The sequence below is a fragment of the Cellvibrio sp. KY-YJ-3 genome (assembly GCF_008806955.1).
Taxonomy (GTDB): domain Bacteria; phylum Pseudomonadota; class Gammaproteobacteria; order Pseudomonadales; family Cellvibrionaceae; genus Cellvibrio.
Genome location: NZ_CP031727.1, coordinates 1,992,071 through 2,009,817 on the forward strand (window position 1 = coordinate 1,992,071; position 17,747 = coordinate 2,009,817).

Consider the following 17,747-nt stretch of genomic DNA (forward strand, 5'->3'; position numbering starts at 1 on the left):
AACGAATAATTTATATCACCCACGACGGTGATAGCAGGAGAATTCAGGGTGAATGCAGTTGTTCCCTCCTTGTATCTGGCATCCCAATCGCCCCGTCGGCGTGAGCTATTGCAGCAGATTGGTGTTGTTCATGCGGTGATTAATGCCTCTATTCCTGAGCAGCCCGCTCCGGGTGAAACGGCGCTGGATTATGTGCAGCGCTTGGCGCGTGAAAAAGCCGCTGCCGGTTTTGCCCAGTTGCTCCAGCAGCAACTTCCACTGGCCCCTGTGCTGGGCGCCGATACCCTCGGCTTGCTCGATGGCAAAATTTTGGAAAAGCCTCTCAATCAAGATCATGCCCAGACAATGTTGCGTCAGCTTTCTGGCCGCACCCATCAAGTGATTACCGCTGTAGCCCTCCATTCGTCCACCCGACAAGCGCTCCGTGTGTCCACCACCGATGTAACTTTTCGCGAACTTAGCGATAGTGAGATTGCCGCCTATTGGGAAACCGGTGAGCCGCAGGACAAGGCCGGTAGTTATGCCATCCAGGGGTTGGGTGCGGTATTTGTGCAGGAAATCCGCGGTAGTTATTCCTGTGTGGTGGGCTTACCAATTGAGGCTACCTGCGAGCTGTTGCGTGAATTTGCGGTGCCTTGGTGGACACCAGCAGTGGCGGAGTGCGGATCATGAGCGAAGAAATTCTGATTAACGTCTCCCCGGTAGAGACCCGGGTCGCGCTGGTCGAAAACGGCGTAGTGCAGGAGTTCTACATCGAACGCAGCCACGGCGAAACTTACGTTGGCAACATCTATAAAGGCAAAGTCGTGCGGGTACTGCCGGGTATGCAGGCGGCGTTTGTGGATATTGGCCTTGAACGCACCGGTTTTATCCATGCCGCGGACATGATGCCTGAGCCGCCCGAAGGTGAAGTGCGGCGCGGTGAAGTGCCTGATATTCGCACTCTGGTGCGCGAGGGGCAGACACTTCTGGTACAGGTGGCCAAAGATCCGATCAGTACCAAAGGCGCGCGTTTAACCACCCATTTGACCCTCTCGTCGCGCTACTTGGTGTACATGCCCAACTCCTCTCATATTGGTGTGTCTACCCGTATAGAGGATGAACCCGAACGCGAGCGTTTGCGCCAGGCAGTCGAAACGGCGGTGAGCGGGCAGGGCATTAGTGGCGGCTTTATTGTGCGCACCGTTGCTGAGGGCGCGGATGCCGATGCCATCAATGCCGATATTCCGTTTTTATGTCAGCTTTGGCAGGATTTAAGTGCAAAGTTGCCCGGTTTGGGGGTGCCAGCGGAACTCCATCGCGATATGCCGCTCTATCTGCGCGCCCTGCGCGATATGGCGCGCGCGCCTATCGACCGGGTGCGGGTGGATTCGCGCCTGACCTGGCAGCAAATGCAGGAGTTTGCCGCCAAATACGCACCCCAGTTAGTGGAGTTGATCGAGCTTTACAGTGGCGATCGCCCGCTGCTGGAACTTTACGGTGTGGAAGAGGAGATTCGGCGTGCACTGGAGCCGCGGGTTGCGCTCAAATCCAACGGCTATTTGATTATCGAACAGACTGAGGCCATGACCACGGTGGATGTCAACACCGGTGCGTTTGTCGGGCATCGCAACCTGGAAGAGACGATTTTCAAAACCAATCTGGAAGCGGCGACCGCGATTGCGCGCCAGCTGCGCTTGCGCAACCTGGGCGGCATTATCATTCTCGATTTTATTGATATGAAGGATGCCGAACACCAGCGGCAGGTATTGCGTACCTTGGAAAAGGCGCTGGAAAAAGATCACGCCAAAACCCGTATTACCGGAGTCTCGGAGTTGGGCTTGGTGGAGATGGCGCGCAAGCGCACCCGCGAGTCACTCGGGCAGCTGTTGTGTGAGCCTTGCCCGGTATGTCAGGGGCGCGGTCAGGTTAAGTCGGCGGAAACTGTGTGTTATGAGATTTTCCGCGAAATTTTGCGCATGGCGCGCACTTATGACAATCAGAAGTTTTTGGTGTTGGCGTCGCAGTTGGTGGTGGATCGCCTACTCGACGAACAAGCCACTTACGTGGCGGATTTGGAAGCCTTTATTAACCGTACTATCGAATTCAGGGTTGAGGCGCTCTTCCATCAGGAGCAGTACGATATTGTGTTGGTGTGACCTGTTCCACTAGCGCTTTTACCTGTCCCTTACCCTGGTTTTTACCCTGAGAAACATCGCTGTAATGAAACGCACCTTACATAAATTGGTGAAATGGTGTTACCTGCTGATTGCCCTGGCGCTGATTCTATTAGCGGTAGTGGTGCAGTCCGGGCGCAGCTTTTCCCATTTGTTGGGTGACTACAATCAGGGGATTGCCGGTTATCTGTCCGATAAGCTCAATGCCCAGGTAGAGATTGGTAGTATCCAGGCCGAATGGAACGGGCTGAAACCCAGTCTGGTAGTAGACAACTTCCGCATGCAAAGCCATGGCGGCCTGCCCATAGTGGCGGTTGCTGAAGCGCGGATGCGCTTTGATATCCTCAAATCCCTGCGCAATGCCCGGTTGGTTTGGAGCAATCTCAGCCTCAATCAGGTTGATATGGACTTTGTCCAGACCGATTCGGGATTCTGGCGCATTGCCGGTTTACCAGAGGTTAAGGATGACGAGGCCAAGGGCACGGATCTCAATAGTCTGGTCGATATGCTGCTGCTCTCCACGCGCATTGAATTGCAGAGCAGTCGCCTTCGTTTTGCCTTTGCCAGCGGACAACAAATGCTGCTGGACTCACCTTATGTACTGCTTGAAAGTGCGGGCGATTTTCATCGTCTGGCGCTGCAGATTGATGTGGATGAGCAGCCGCGCAGTGTGTATCTGGTGGTAGAAGGGCAGGGCGATCCACGCCAGTCCAAACGTTTTCGCAGCAAGGGTTATTTACAGCTCAACCGCTTTCCTACCGGCGAGCCCGTTGCTGCAGCAACTGCTTTTCTACTCGGCGGTGCCGGCAAATCGGTACTGCAAAGCGAGGGCAGTTTGGATGCCAATATCTGGTTTGAAAGCCGCGCCAAGGGGGCGGGTTATGACCTGAGTGGGCGTCTTGCCTTGCAGCGGCTGTCAGTGCCGCTCGCTGAGCGCCGTTTGGCACTGGATGATTTCAGCACCGAGCTGACGGGCCACTGGCTGCCGGGCGGTACTTGGCGTTTGGGCCTGCAGGCGCTCAAAGCCGTGGTGCAGGATCAGCAAATCGACGGTGCCAATATCGCTTTCTCGTCCAGCGGGTTCAAGCAACCCCTGACGATGAATATGGATCGTCTGGATTTGGCGCGGCTCAACCAATTATTTGCTCGCTCCGGGGTACTGCCCCAAGGTGTGTTGGCCGATGCCTTGACCAGCCTTGCTCCGCGTGGCGAGTTGCGCAATATCCAGCTGAGTTTGCCTATTCACACTCCCGCCGAATGGCAACTGCGCGCCAATTTGCATCAGGTCGCCATGGGGGCCTGGCGTGGAATGCCAGCGCTGGTCGGGGTCGATGGTTACCTGCAAACGGGGCAAAAAACCGGTTTTGTAGCGCTCGATAGTCGCTCCGGTTTTTCCATGCATTATTCACCTACCTTTGCCGAGCCCATGGATTATGACCGCGCACGCGGCCACATCGCCTGGCATTTACAGCGCGACAAGAATCAGATTTACGTCAACAGTGGGCTGTTGGAGTTTCAAAAGGGCGACGAACTGGCCCATGGTTACATGTGGTTGGGGTTGCCCTGGAAACGTAATACCGGCGATATCGACCTGTATCTGCAAGTGGGTGGCCAGAACGTCAGTGCCAGCCGCTATAAAACCTATCTACCGCAAACCCTGCCGGAGTCGCTGCGCAAATGGTTGGCAGAGAGTTTGGGCGAGAGCAATCCTGGCATCGCCAGCCGGGTTGGCTTTATGTATCGCGGCACGCTCAATACTCGCAATGCCCAGGCGCGCACTGCCCAACTGGCGTTGAACCTGAGCGGCGTCGCGCTCGATTATCATCCCGGCTGGCCAGCCCTGAGCGAGGTGAATGGGCAGCTGTCGGTGAGTGATGTTCATGTGGATGCGAGGGTGGACAGCGCCAAGGTGCTGGATAGCCGGGTTGAGCATGGGGTAATTAAAGTGAACCCGCGTGTGCAGGGGCGCGGCTCCCTGTTGCAAGTGGATGGACAAATCAGCGGTTTGGCCAGCGATGGCATTCGTGTGCTGCGCGAGGGTCAGTTGCGCCAATACCTGGGCAGCAGCATGGATTCCTGGTCGATGCAGGGCGACATGCTCGCCCGTCTGGATTTGGATATCCCACTCGGCAGCGGCGAGGATAAACCCGCCGATGCCCGCCAACAGGTGGATGTAGATCTGCAGGCGCCGCTGTTTGAGCTGCAGAATCTCAATTTGAGTGTCAATGATTTACGTGGCCACATCAGCTACAGCAGCACCAGTGGTATTGCCAGTAAAGACTTGCAAGGCGTGTTTTTTGGTGAGCCGCTGCAACTAAGTCTGGCGAGCGACAAAACCAAAGGCGCCAATAAAACCCTCATCGACCTGCAAGGCAAGGTGGATAGTGAGCAGCTGGCACTGTGGAGTAAACGCCCTGAAGCGTTGTTTTTTGAAGGGCTAATGCCCTACGAGGCGCGGGTAGAGTTGAACCACTTGGTTCGCCCCGGCGTGGCCGACGATAACCCGCTGAATACCTTGAGCCCGCGTGAATTTGCAGCCCAGTCCTTTGCGCGCGTGACCCTTAGCTCCAACCTGGCGGGTGTTGGCATTGATTTACCCGCACCCTATGGCAAGCGCGCGCGCGATGAGCGCCCCTTTAAATTCTCCCTCTGGTTACAGGAAAAACAGTCGCAAATTCGCGTCGATTACAATCAGGATGTGCAAGCCCTGTTGCGCATGGACAGAGGGAATAACAATCAACTGCTCAATGCCAATATCGCGTTGGCGGCCGATGCCCGCTTGGGTGACAAGGCGCAGTTTCTGGTTTCCGGCTTCTTACCGGGCATAGATCTGGATGCCTGGAAAGCAGTACAGGCTCGCTACCTCGCCTATGCCGAGCGCCTCACGCCGGTTGTGGTTCGCCCGCTATCAACTCCCTCCTACGGTGACAGCGAGTCACTTGCCAGTGCTGCCGATGCGGTAGGCAAAATCGCCGGTTTACCTTTTTTGCTGGAGTTGGTGCTGGGGGAGTACGAGCTTGGGCCCATGACGCTGGAAAATCTGGCGGTTACCGCCATGCCAGTGCAAGCCGGTTGGCAATTGGCAGTTAAGAATCCGGTCGTAGAGGGTGATGTATTTGTACCGACCAGTACGTTTGTACCCATCGACGTAAATCTGCGCCGGCTTTCGCTTAATTCGGTGGAGCTGGGTTTGAGCAAACCCGTGGTTGCCACCGATGCTGAGGCACCGGCTCAAGCAGCGGAAGTACCGGCGGAGGTTGTAAAAGTCATAGATCCACGCAAGTTGCCGCTGGCGAATATCAGCGTGCAGTCCCTGTTGCTGGACGATAAAGATTACGGCACCTGGTCGCTGCAGTTGCGCCCGGACCAGCGTGGGGTGGTGATCGACAATATTCGCGGCACCATTCGCGGCGTTACCGTCAGCAGTATCGACGACAACCCGGCGGAGCCGGAATCTGCCGGTGCGCGGTTGATTTGGCAAAACACAGACGTTGGCGTGCAGACCCGTTTCATCGGCCGTTTGAGTGCGGGTGATATAGGGGCGGTACTGCGCGATTGGCAAAAACCCGACATGCTGGACAGCACCAAAGCCAGCTATGAGGCCGACCTGTTTTGGCCTGGATCACCACAGGATTTCAGCTTGTTGAATCTCGGTGGTGAAATGAGCATCGCCATGGAGAATGGCCGCTTTAAACGCGATGCCAGTGCGGGCGAAGGTATTTTACGCCTGATGTCGGTGCTCAATTTTGACTCCCTTGCACGCCGCTTGCGCCTGGATTTTTCGGATCTGTATAAAAGTGGCTTGGCCTACGACGAAATCACCGGCAAAGTGCGTTTTAATCAGGGCACCCTGGTATTTGAAGAGCCGCTGGTAGTGACAACGCCATCCAGTGGTATGCAGATGGCGGGCACCATCGACCTGCGCCGCGAGCGGCTCAACACCCGCTTGATTGCCGCCTTACCGGTAGCGGGTAATGTGACTTTTTATGCGGCACTGGCGACCGGTTTGCCGGCGGCGGCGGGGATTTATCTGGTCAGTAAACTCTTTAAGAAACAGGTAGATCAAGCCACCAGTGTCAGTTACACCATCAAAGGCAGTTGGGATAATCCCAAAATGCGCTTTGATCGCCTGTTTGAAAGTGAACAGAGCCTGCGCGACAGCGTAAAGAAAAATGCAGCCGAGAAAAAACAGCGGCGACGGCAAACGGAACAGTAGTAACAGCTCGGTGTTTATTTTCGCAGGTTAAAAAACACCCAAATCAAACAAGCAGCTTCGGCTGCTTTTTTATTATCTGGCGTTTGTGTAAACGCCATGGTTGCTTAAAAAATATGCTTTCTTCGGCTTGTATTTTTATACTGTGCGGCGCATAGTAATTACTGTGTATCACACAGTAATGGTGAGTTGTTATGGCTGAAGAACATTTGGAAAAGTTGCGACAGGAGTTGCGGCGGGGAATTTTGGTGCTAGCTGTGTTGGGTTCCCTGCGCCAATCCCACTATGGCTACTCGCTGCGCAAACAATTGCAGGAGGCGGGCATTGATATAGACGAGGGCACGCTTTACCCACTGGTGCGCCGCTTGGCCGAGCAGGGCCTGCTGACCAGCGAGTGGCAACAGGGGGAAGGACGCGAGCGCCGCTATTACCAGCTTTCGCCCGAGGGTGCTGAGTTGCTGGCAAGTTTGGGCGCCGAGTGGCAGGAATTGAATCAACATCTGGCTAAGATTTTGGAGGTGCAACATGGAACTGATTGATCGCTATATGGGCGCGGTAGCGCAAGCCCTGCCACAGAGTCGCCGCGAGGAGATTACCCGTGAGTTGCGCGCGAATGTGCTCGATAGTTTGGAATCGCTGCGCGAGCAGTTGGGGCGCGAACCGACAGCGGCAGAAGTCTCTGGTGTTTTGGTTGCGCTGGGGCATCCACAGCAAGTGGCGGCCAGTTTTCTACCACCGCAACAGCTGGTTACCACCGCCCTGTTTCCCCTGTACAAACAAGCGCTGCATTACGGGCTGATTTTGGTGTTTATGCTCGGTTTGATTCAATTCGGTATTGGTTTTCTCAGCTCGGGACAAATCAATATTGTTGGTTTTTTGCATGGATTAGTGATGAAAGGATTGATCACATTTGCGGTGATTACCGGGGTATTTTATGTCTTCAGCAATCCACCCGGTGGCAAACCCTTGTTTAAGCCCTACCAGTGTTGGTCGCCCGAGAAATTGCCACCGGTGAGCCGCCCTTGGCAGCGTATTAGCAGCTGTGAGCAAAGCGTGGATTTCACCAGCGACCTGTTCTTTTTGTTACTGCTGAATTACACCTTGTGGCTTCCCTCCGCACAGCTTGCCGGGCTCACCATCGGTTTTACCCCGGAAGTACAAACCGCGATTCCACTGCTGTCACTGGCGATGATCGCCTCGCTCGGTTTTGGCCTGTGGAATTTGCTCTACCCTTATTGGACTGTGCCGAAGTTGATAATTGATGCGCTCATTAACCTTGTCATCGCGGCTTTGTTATTCGGGCTGAGCCGGTTGGAGACGATTGTGGTGGATACCCATAACCCATTAACAGAGCGGCTGGAGTTTCTCGGCCTCGCCAATCACATTATTAGCGGGGGATTATTCTGGGTAGGTATGTGGCTATTGTTTATGGCGGGTTGGAGTGGGTATCGCGCCTGGCAATTATCGCGTTAGCTGCAGCGTCAAGAGTGCTGGTTCGGGCAGTCGAACCAGCACCGGTTGGGGTTAGTGGCTGGGCGAGGTAATGGTTTTGCCCATCCGTTGCAGTACATGTTCTGCCATACCACCTGCCAATTGCTGTTCGCTTAAAAATATCCGGCCAATATTTTCTTTCACCCAGAGTTCGGCTTCTTCTTCGTTGTGGGTGCGAATGACGGTTTCAATTTTGGGGTTCAATTTGCGCGCAATATCTACCATTTGGCGTACATGAAAGGTATTGGATGTTGCTGCTACCAACATGCCTGCCTTGGCGATATGCGCTTGAATCAGTACATTCGCGTCAGCGGCATCGCCGCACACCGCGGGAATATTTTTCGCGCGCAACTCTTCAACGATGGCGCGATTGGCTTCGGTCACAACATAAGGAATGTGCTTCTCGTCGAGTATTTTGGCAATGCGACGACCCACGCGGCCATAACCCACGAGTACCACTTGGCCGGAAAGATAAACCTCGTCGGTGCTCATCGGCAATACCGCCAATGGGTCATCGCGCACTTCCAATTTGCGTGCAAAGGCTGAGTGCTTGAGTGCCCAATTGCGCAGCGGTTCCAGCAGAGTAAACATTAACGAGTTAAGGGCGATGGAAACCAAGGCACCGGCCAGGATCAGGTTTTGTGCTTGGATATCCATCAAGCCCAAACTGATGCTCAAGCCCGCCAAAATAAACGAGAATTCGCCGATCTGCGCCAGGCTTGCCCCAACAATCAATGCTGTGTTGAGCGGGTAGCGAAAGACCAGTACCAGTGCGACTGCTGCGATGGTTTTCCCAAACATAATGATGGTCACGACGGCGAGCACCTTCAGCGGTTCGTCGAGCAGAATGCGAGGATCAAACAACATGCCGACCGACACAAAAAACAATACGGCAAAGGCATCGCGCAGCGGCAGGGAATCATCGGCGGCGCGGTGGCTGAATTCCGACTCGCGCAGCATCATGCCGGCAAAGAAAGCACCCAGCGCGAAAGAGACATCAAACAGCAGCGCCGAACCATAGGCGACTCCTACGGCAGTGGCAATAACACAGAGGCTGAATAATTCCCGCGAACCGGTGCCGGCCACCCACCAAAGCAATTTGGGCAGTAAACGCTTGCCTACTACCAGCATAAACACCACAAACGCGGCAACCTTGCCCAGTGTGATCAATAGTGTGACGGCGATATGCTGGTCGTTGGCTGCAGGGGCGTGGCCATCGGTAGCGGGGATAGTCCCCAGGATGCCCGCGATCACTGGCAGTAGTACCAGCACTAATACCATCACCAGATCTTCCACTATCAGCCAACCCACAGCGATACGGCCATTAAGCGTTTCAATTTGCCCGCGCGCTTCGAGCGCTTTGAGCAGCACCACCGTACTGGCACAGGAAAGCGATAAACCAAACACCAGGCATTGCGCCAGATCCCAGCCCCAGCAATAGCCTGCACCGGCGCCGAGCAGAGTGGCAATTGTGATCTGTAGCATCGCACCCGGTACGGCGATACGTTTGACAGCCATCAGGTCGCCCACCGAAAAATGCAGGCCAACACCAAACATCAGCAGCATCACGCCAATTTCCGCGAGCTGGGCAGTGAGTGCCATGTCGGCGACAAAACCGGGAGTTGAGGGGCCGATAATAATACCGGCCACGAGGTAGCCGATGAGCGGTGGTAAGCGCAGGCGCGCGGCGACGAACCCCAGGATCATCGCCAGGCCGAGGCCGGCAGCAATGGTGGTAATTAGGCTAATGTCATGTGGCATAAGCAGCTAAGTCCTTGATGAATGAGACCTAACTATATTGGCTGAAATAAAAGCAATGCAAGCAATGAGCCAATATTTGCGTTTTTTTACCGCGCTATTTACACCCTGTGGATTGAATAGTCCCTGCTAGAACCCCACTAAGTGCAAACCGCAATGCGTAATATCCCTCAAGCTAGCCCCCGTCATTCAAAGGAGAATGCCATGTTTTATGAACTTACCGTGGTGCAATTTACCAAAGCACTCAATAACCTCAGTGCGATACTCGATAAAGGCGCTGCACAAGCTGAAGCGAAAAAATTTGATGTATCTGTGTTGCTTAATTCGCGCCTTGCACCCGACCAATTCAACTTGATCCGCCAGGTGCAAATCGCGTGTGACACTGCAAAGTTAGGTGTGGCGCGGTTGATTGGTAAAGTGGATTCCGCACCGGTACATGCCGATACAGAAACCACCTTGCCGGAATTAAAAGCGCGTATCCAAGCGGTACTGGATTACCTTGCCAGTGTTAAACCGGAAGAGTTTGAGGGTGCTGCCGAGCGCCATATCAGCCAACCGCGCTGGGAAGGTAAATATCTGACCGGTACCGAGTTTGCGATTCAACATGCAATCCCGAATATTTATTTCCACATCACCACTGCTTATGCGATTTTGCGTCACAACGGCGTGGACGTAGGCAAAAAGGATTACCTTGGAGCTATGCCTTACAAAAGTTAATATGGCGCCTCAATAATAAATTGGCGCGACAACCACGCTGACACAGGGGCCTCCGGTGTCAGCATACATGTCGCGCCGGTTATCAAAAGGGTGCGCGCATGACTGAAAAACGCCTGGATGTATACCTGCTGGCCGAACCTCGCGCCGGTTTTGATAGAGCAACACTGGTGCGCAACCTTGCCGCACTCTTCAAAAAAGATGCTCCCACCATCGAAAAAATGCTGCGCAAAACGCGCACGCTAGTAAAAGCCGGTGTGGATGCAACAACCGCCGCCAAATACCAAACCGCCATTCAAAATGCTGGCGGCTACTGCGAAATTATCGATCACGGCGCAACTCCTGCACCCCTTGCACCTCCCGTTGCTGCGCCTCAGGTGATAAGTGTTGAGCCTCAGGTTGCCACAGAATTGCCCTCCGTGCCGGAAGCCGCCGCTATCAAAGTGCTTGCCGCTGATGGCTCGGGTGTGTGGCTGACGAGAATTGTGGTGGGCGTTGCACTGCTTGGGTTAGTGGGGTTAATTGCAGCCGTGGCATTGCCTGCCTACCAGAATTATGCCGCGCGCGCTAAAAACCAACCGCCTGTAACATCGGCGGAAAATACGCAGCACACCAAGGCTTCAAGCGGCGATAAACAGCAGGAGCCTGCTACCGGTTTACTCACTAATTTGCGCACTTACAGCGACGATAAAACTATTTCACTGACCACCCCGTCTAGCTGGAAAGGCGAGCGCCGGTTGAATCCCGAAGCGGCGATTGGGGTAGCGAATCTGCGTGAAAATGTTTACGCCGTGGTGCTGCGTGAAAATAAAACTGATTTTGGTGGCACTTTTGATTTGCAACGCTACAGCGAATTAATTGCGCAGGGGTTGGAAAAATCCACCCAGGAATTTTATGTGCAAGAAGCACCGCGCAAACTCAGTATCGGCGGCATGGCTGCACAGCAGGCTGCACTCGCTGCCAAGGTGGATGGTATTAAGATTATTTACGTCATTACTACACTTGAGACGGCGGAGCACTTTTATGTGATTTATGCCTGGACACTGGCTTCGCAGTTTGCCGTGCAACATGTGCTGCTGAAACAAGTGAGTGAGAGTTTTACGGTGCATTAAATTTTACTGCCCTCAATCACAAGGTGCAGCCAATAAAAAGCCGCCGTTCATTCACTGAGCGGCGGCTTTTTTGTCGTGCTTTTTAGTTACCGATATTTTCTTTGTCGATACTTTCTTTTTCGATAATTTATTTGTAGGTGAAAAAATCGCTACTGTGCAATTTTTGCCTTTCTGACCAACTGTACAAATTCAGTGCGGTAGCCGTATTCATCTTTGCCTTTATTGGCTTGCGCCAGTTCAATTACTTTGTCGTAGGTAAAATCACCGGCGTAGTTGCTGCCCCGTAACAGCTGCGCAAAACCGGCCACAGCGATGGAGAAATTTACTTCTTGTTGATAGGTAGTATTTACATCCGGCAGTACATTTTTTTCTATAGCGGTTTCAAGCAATTGCGATTGGGTTTCGCCCGGTAATTTGTAGCGCAAACGTAAAAAGGCATATTCGCTGCTTGTTTTGGTATCAACCTTGGTTTCTTGTTGATAACGGCTTTCTTCCAGCAACCCACTCTGCGCTCCTGCGGGGGTGATTTCATAAATCGCTGTTACCCGTTGGCCTGCACCTACTTCACCGGCATCCACTTTGTCATTGTTGAAATCTTCCTGTTTAAGGGCACGGGTTTCGTAGCCGATCAGGCGATATTCCTTCACGGTATTGGGGTTAAATTCCACCTGAATTTTTACATCCTGCGCGATCGGAAATAAATTGGAGGTGGCTTCAGTGACCAATACTTTTTGCGCTTCACTGAGCGTATCAATATAGGCGGCGGTGCCGTTGCCGTTTTGCGCCAGGGTTTGCATTAGGGCATCCTGATAATTGCCCTGACCAAAACCCAGCACCGATAAATAAATTCCCTGCTCGCGTTTGCGCTCCACAAAGTCCTGCAGTGCTTCATCGCCAGTTTGGCCGACATTAAAATCGCCATCGGTAGCGAGGATAATGCGGTTGACACCGTTTTTATTAAAATTCGCCTCCGCCAATTGGTAGGCGAGGGCGATACCCTCGGCACCAGCGGTGCTGCCACCTGCTTGCAAATTTGTTAATGCCGCAAGAATTTTTTGTTTCTCTTTAACTTTAGTCGGTTCCAATACAGTGCCGGCGGCACCGGCGTAAACCACTATGGCAATAGTGTCGTCGGGTTTGAGGGTATCCAGCAGCAAGCCCATGGATTGTTTTACCAGCGGCAATTTGCTCGGTTCATCCATCGAGCCAGACACATCCAACAAAAACACCAAATTGGATTGCGGAATTTCACTCGCTGTTAATTGATAACCCTGAATGCCAATGTGAATTAATTTGTTGCCTTTGGTCCAGGGAGAATCCACCAGGCTCACGTTGGTGGTGAAGGGCGTTTTTTTAGAGGTGGGCAGGGGGTAGGCGTAATCAAAATAATTGATCAGCTCTTCACTGCGCACCGCATCTTTCTCCGGCAGCTGGCCGTTGTTGAGCATGCGCCTTACAAAACTATAGGACGCTGTATCCACATCGATGGAAAAGGTGGATACCGGATTATTCTTTACCGCGAGTACCCCGTTTTCATTCACATCGCTAAACCGGTCGCGAAACTCCGGCGCGGGTTGGCTCATCATATCTGCTGCTGCATAGGCGGGAGCAGGTGCCGAGAGCGCCATGGGCTGCTGTTCCATCATCGCTTGGGACTGAACGGCGACCATTTTGCTACGCGCTAATTGCTCGTGTTCTGCTACTGCCTGTTTTTTAGCTAAATCGCTATTAGCGCTAACGACGGATTCCTCAAGGGTGAGATCAGCGCTGGGTTGTTGCACATTCAGTGGAACATTCTTGGTGTGGGATTCTTGTGCGATCCGCGCCGCTAATTCCTGCTCATCAGAATTAATCATCAAGTGCTGCATAAATGTCAGCCCTGCCAATACCGCGAGGCTGGAGGCGGCAATGCCGGAGATTAATGCTGGTTTTTGCCAGAAGGCGCGTTGTTCAAATGTTGGAGCACGCATAGTGTTTTTCCCGTGATGGTTGGTGTCACGGGTAAGACGCAAGCGCTGTAAAAATCCTTGGAGGATATTCGATTTTTTTTCGCTGTTGTGATTGATGTTGTGGATAGTGTCCTGTGCGATGTTTTGTTCAGCAGTGTGCTGCGCATTAAACGCCGCCATCGCTGCCGCCATATGACGCGCCTTGGCATCGGCATCCGGTGCTGGCGGTTGCTGTTGTAGCAGTTTTTGCAAATCGTCTTCGTTCATAGGCTTTTTGTTCATGGGGAAGGCTCCCAACTACCATCGCCGGTTTGTTGCAGCGCTTTGAGTTGTTTACGAATTTCATGCAGCCGCCAGGAGACGGTGGATTCTTTCAGGTGCAGCACTTCAGCCGCTTCGGCGTGACTTAAACCCTCGCCGTGCACCAGCAGTGCAGTCTCTTTGAACCCCTCGGCCATTTGATCAAGCAAACGCAGTAATTGCTGCAAATAAATAGTGTTTTCAGCGTAGTGCTCGGGCGCTTGCTCCGGCTCACTCCAGCTGTCGATATTGTCATGCTGGTGGCGCTGTTGGCTCTTGTACCAATCCTTGGCGCAGTTAATCACCAGTCGATACAGCCAGCTGCTAAACGCCGCTTCAAAACGAAATTGGTTAATGGATTGTGCGAGTTTGATACAGGCGAGCTGGGTAATGTCTTCCGCGTCGCTGCGGTGCCCACACCAGCGAAAAGCAAAGCGGAACATAGTGTCGTAATGCTGCGCTAACAATTGCGCAAAGGCAGTGCCATCGCCTGCTTGAGCTTGACGAATAAGCGCTGGGTGATCCGCATCTGTCATAGAGTTTCCATGGCGGTCAGAGAATGTATTGAGGAGCGCAAGGTTGGTCATATTGCTTGGACGAGCCTGGCGGGGAAATCCTTGGTGAGTTATAAATATTTACGCAACCAGTCGATTGTTTCCTGGTGGACTTGCTGTTTATGCCGCGTCAAACCATGGTCGCCTTGTTTATAAATCACCAGTTTGTGCGGGTAAGTGCGTGCTGCAAGTTTTTCCGCGAGTGATAAGGCGTTTTCAACCCGCACTTTTTGATCGTTATCGCCATGCAAAATTAATATCGGTGCGGGCGATTTAAGTTCATCCAGCCAGTACACCACGGAGCGATCAATTAAGGTTTGCTGTTTGTCTTGCTGATAGTTGGGAATGCGTTTGCGGAATACATTGCGCTCCATTTCCGGGCGCAACCCGGTTTGCACTTCTGCCCACAAATCGGTCGGTGCGCCGCCCACCACAATTGCGGAAAAACGGTCGGAGTGTTTGGCCGCTAAAAAAGCCATCATGCCGCACCGGCTCCAGCCGTAAAGGCCGATACGCTGTGGATCAACACCGGTGGTTGCATCAATAATATCCAGCAGGGCTAACACATCATGAATATCGCGCCCGCCAAATTCATCAAAGCCATTATTGTTATTCAAACCTGCCCCGCGATACTGACTGGCAATAACAAAATATCCCTCACTGGCGAGCGGCAACATTTTATTAAGTACTATTCCAGGTTTTATTTTTCCAAAACTGCCATTGCCGCCACGATTAAAAATAAGTGCGGGAGTTTTGCCTTTCACTTGTTTTGGAGCGGTATAGATTCCTTCAATATCCAGCCCATCAACACGGTACACAAAACGTTTGCACACTAGCTCGGTGCGATATTTTTCATACAGTGTTGGTGGAATGTCTTGCTCAATGCGCTGTTGAAATTGTGGCGATGATCTCTCGCCCATGAATGCCTTTATCCATTGGGCATAATTTTCGCCCCAATTAAAGCAATCCTTTTCTTTCATGATTAATGGGGAGGAAACAACCAAGGCACTGCCCTGCAATGCACTTCCTTCGCGTTGGTCGCTACAGGCACTGAGTAGCCCAGTGAGGATAAGAATTCTAACGATAGTGCGCATGGTGTTCCTTTGCTCTTTTATTGTTGGGGGCATATTTGTGTGTTAGCACTTGTTGTTCCACTCAATGGGCGGCACCAACTGCCGCTTTTTTTGTAGCTTGCAAATTTGTTGAAACAGCCACAGGCGCCAACGCACCGCAAAACCGGGTTTCAGGCTACCGGCCAACACGGAATTGATCGCCTGCGGCAAACTCAAGGTGGGGCGCGGCGACATAAAGACTTCGCAGGCGCTGTTGTCGTAATAGGCATCGATCAATTGGCGCATGGTGCCAATTTGTGACTTTAGGGTTTTGGTATAACGCGTATATAACCTGGCTTCGCGGTGCGCGGCTAACAGCGGTAGCTTGACTTTCAGTTGCGCTGCTATTTGGTCGGCGGCGAGTAAACCTGACTCCAGTGCGAGGTATACGCCGGAGGAAAATACCGGGTCGATAAAACTGGCGGCATCGCCCACTAATAAGCAGCGCTCGGCACCAAAGGTCTCGTGGGAAAAGCTGTAGTCGGATTCAATCCGGTATTCACCCAAGGGTTTGGCTTGGGCGAGAGCATCGCTTAAAAAAGGCGACTCTTTTACTTTGCGCCAGAATAATTGCTCCCAGCTCTCGTCTTTTTCGCGCCCACCATTTTTTTGCAGCACTACACCCACGGAGGTGACGGTGGGGGATATGGGAATCGCCCAAAACCAGGCCTGTTCCAGGCGCAGCACAATCACATCGCCCGCCGGTTCACCGCTATCGCGCTGCATATGTTCAAAGTGATTAAACACGGCCATGCGCCCTGGGTAGGGCAAGGCGGCTTTAGCGAGTTTCATGGCGCGGCCCATGACACAGTGACGGCCGCTGGCGTCGATCACCCACTCGGCATTGATGACCTGCGGTTGACCAGCGCGGCTGGCTTCCAACTGCCAGCCGGATTCAGTGCGCGTCACTTTGGTGACCGGGCATTGCTCCCACACCTGCGCGCCGCAACTTTCGGCGTGGCGCAGCAGGATCTCATCAAAACGCGCGCGCTCGACTTGATAGGTCATCTCCAACCCTTTCACCCAGCCCTGGGCAAACACGTTGCGCACGGTGCGTGAGCGATCGGCAAGTGTAAATTGCGCACCGCGTTTTTCGATAAAACCGGCGGCAGCGATTTTGTCCCACACACCAATTGCTTGCAAAATGCGATTGCCATTGGGCAGCAGCGACTCGCCAATGTGGAAGCGCGGAAATTGCTCGCGCTCCAACACCAGCACATCCACTCCGGTTTGCGCCAGGCGGGTGGCCGCCACACTGCCAGCGGGGCCGCCGCCAATAATAACGACAGTGTGTTTTTGCACGTTTTTAGTCAGTGTCGGAATATTTGTCAGCGGCTTATCGACAAGGTTTTGACGTTTGCTAGGGGTGCTATTTAGGGGGTCTTTATAAGCGCCAGAAATGTCGCTATCCAAGAGGGTGTTCATGGTGCTTCCTTAGGGTGTTCAGCGCACTGGCGTTAGGGGAATTGTCGCGGCGCGAGTATAAACAGCCTGCGTCGCCAAAATCCATATCGATAGCGGCCTAAAATCCAGGCAGCTGACGGTTTTTTTTACACTATTCTATTTTTAATGTGATTTGGTTATCAGCATGATATTGATTTATATCGCAATTGCATGTGTGGCTTGATAATTGCTAATTTAGACGACAATGGCTAGGCTAAAACAACCAGCCAACCTCACTGACTTATCAATGGATTCCATCATGTTAAAACGCGTTATTTCTGTTCCCGTATTTGCATTGCTGGCGGGTCTGTTTTTATCGATTTCTGCACAAGCTAATTTGATTGTTAACGGTAGTTTTGAAGACAACGCCGTGAACGCTGGTTCCTGGAAAGCGTTTAATGCGAGCGCCGTAAATGGTTGGGAAGGCAGCCGCATCGAGATTTGGAATGGCATGAGTGGTGTAAAAGCTCCTGACGGTAAAAACCACATCGAATTAAATGCTGACCCCTACAACGGTGCCATTTTTTCTATATTCCAAAATCTGGCGACAAGTGCCGGTCAAACCTACGACGTTTCATTCTTTTATCGCGCGCGTCAAAACGACACTGAGGCATTCTCCTTCTCCGTAGCAAACCTCGCGTTGGTTCTGGACAACCACACCACCAGTGTTTGGTCAAAATTTGAAGGTAGTTTTGTTGCCGGTGCAGCTACCAGTGTGCTGACTTTTTCTACCCTGACCAATGGCACCTACGGCAACTTTATTGACCACGTAGTGGTAACGGCACGCGCGAGTGTTAATGAAGCCAGCTCACTGGTTATGTTGACTATCGGCATCTTGGGTTTAATGTTGGTAAGAAGAAAAAACCGCGCTTAATTTTCTTTACCGCATAAAAAAACCGCTCGTTGAGAATTCAGCGAGCGGTTTTTTTATGTCTTGTTTTAATA

Annotated in this window: 13 protein-coding genes; 8 read left to right on the plus strand and 5 right to left on the minus strand. The window is 52.6% G+C overall.

Features of this window, described 5'->3' with window-relative positions:
• The first annotated feature begins 48 nt into the window (after positions 1 to 48).
• The 5 genes from D0B88_RS08455 (at position 49) to D0B88_RS08475 (ending at position 7,842) form a co-directional block, all read left to right on the plus strand.
• The gene (locus D0B88_RS08455) at positions 49 to 672 is read left to right on the plus strand and encodes a nucleoside triphosphate pyrophosphatase (protein ID WP_151056503.1); all 624 of its coding nucleotides are present in this window, start codon (positions 49 to 51) and stop codon (positions 670 to 672) included.
• Entirely contained in the window at positions 669 to 2,138 is a 1,470-nt protein-coding gene (gene rng, locus D0B88_RS08460) for a ribonuclease G (RefSeq protein WP_151056505.1), read from the plus strand. The genes D0B88_RS08455 and rng overlap by 4 nt, the downstream gene beginning before the upstream one ends.
• A gap of 64 nt (positions 2,139 to 2,202) precedes the next feature.
• Positions 2,203 to 6,372 carry a YhdP family protein gene (locus tag D0B88_RS08465; RefSeq protein ID WP_151056507.1) on the plus strand — a complete coding sequence of 1,390 codons (4,170 nt, stop codon included), beginning with the start codon at positions 2,203 to 2,205 and terminating at the stop codon, positions 6,370 to 6,372.
• A gap of 191 nt (positions 6,373 to 6,563) precedes the next feature.
• Positions 6,564 to 6,908, plus strand: coding sequence for a PadR family transcriptional regulator (locus tag D0B88_RS08470; protein WP_007644380.1), 345 nt, complete (start codon positions 6,564 to 6,566; stop codon positions 6,906 to 6,908).
• Positions 6,895 to 7,842, plus strand: coding sequence for a hypothetical protein (locus tag D0B88_RS08475; protein ID WP_151056509.1), 948 nt, complete (start codon positions 6,895 to 6,897; stop codon positions 7,840 to 7,842). The genes D0B88_RS08470 and D0B88_RS08475 overlap by 14 nt, the downstream gene beginning before the upstream one ends.
• A gap of 51 nt (positions 7,843 to 7,893) precedes the next feature.
• On the opposite strand, the gene ybaL is transcribed toward D0B88_RS08475, so the two are convergent.
• Positions 7,894 to 9,621: a YbaL family putative K(+) efflux transporter gene (gene ybaL, locus D0B88_RS08480; RefSeq protein ID WP_151056511.1), complete on the minus strand. Its 1,728-nt coding sequence runs from the start codon at positions 9,619 to 9,621 to the stop codon at positions 7,894 to 7,896.
• Positions 9,622 to 9,822: 201 nt separating this feature from the next.
• On the opposite strand from ybaL, the gene D0B88_RS08485 reads away from it, so the two are divergent.
• Entirely contained in the window at positions 9,823 to 10,335 is a 513-nt protein-coding gene (locus D0B88_RS08485) for a DUF1993 family protein (RefSeq protein WP_007644377.1), read from the plus strand.
• Positions 10,336 to 10,433: 98 nt separating this feature from the next.
• A complete protein-coding gene (locus tag D0B88_RS08490) occupies positions 10,434 to 11,444 on the plus strand; it encodes a hypothetical protein (protein ID WP_151056513.1) in 1,011 nt (336 codons plus the stop codon).
• Positions 11,445 to 11,593: 149 nt separating this feature from the next.
• Here D0B88_RS08490 and D0B88_RS08495 read toward each other — a convergent pair whose 3' ends face one another.
• The 4 genes from D0B88_RS08495 to D0B88_RS08510 all read right to left on the minus strand — a co-directional run bounded on the left by D0B88_RS08495 (position 11,594) and on the right by D0B88_RS08510 (position 16,784).
• Positions 11,594 to 13,675 (minus strand): VWA domain-containing protein, encoded by a 2,082-nt coding sequence (locus tag D0B88_RS08495; RefSeq protein ID WP_151056515.1) that lies wholly within the window; start codon positions 13,673 to 13,675, stop codon positions 11,594 to 11,596.
• The gene (locus tag D0B88_RS08500; RefSeq protein WP_151056517.1) at positions 13,672 to 14,229 is read right to left on the minus strand and encodes an RNA polymerase sigma factor; all 558 of its coding nucleotides are present in this window, start codon (positions 14,227 to 14,229) and stop codon (positions 13,672 to 13,674) included. The genes D0B88_RS08495 and D0B88_RS08500 overlap by 4 nt, the downstream gene beginning before the upstream one ends.
• Before the next feature lie 89 nt (positions 14,230 to 14,318).
• Positions 14,319 to 15,341, minus strand: coding sequence for a S9 family peptidase (locus tag D0B88_RS08505; protein ID WP_191966548.1), 1,023 nt, complete (start codon positions 15,339 to 15,341; stop codon positions 14,319 to 14,321).
• Positions 15,342 to 15,383: 42 nt separating this feature from the next.
• The gene (locus D0B88_RS08510; RefSeq protein WP_151056521.1) at positions 15,384 to 16,784 is read right to left on the minus strand and encodes an NAD(P)/FAD-dependent oxidoreductase; all 1,401 of its coding nucleotides are present in this window, start codon (positions 16,782 to 16,784) and stop codon (positions 15,384 to 15,386) included.
• Positions 16,785 to 17,061: 277 nt separating this feature from the next.
• Between D0B88_RS08510 and D0B88_RS08515 the strand changes: the two genes are divergently transcribed.
• Positions 17,062 to 17,676: a DUF642 domain-containing protein gene (locus D0B88_RS08515; RefSeq protein ID WP_040392872.1), complete on the plus strand. Its 615-nt coding sequence runs from the start codon at positions 17,062 to 17,064 to the stop codon at positions 17,674 to 17,676.
• Positions 17,677 to 17,747: the final 71 nt, after the last annotated feature.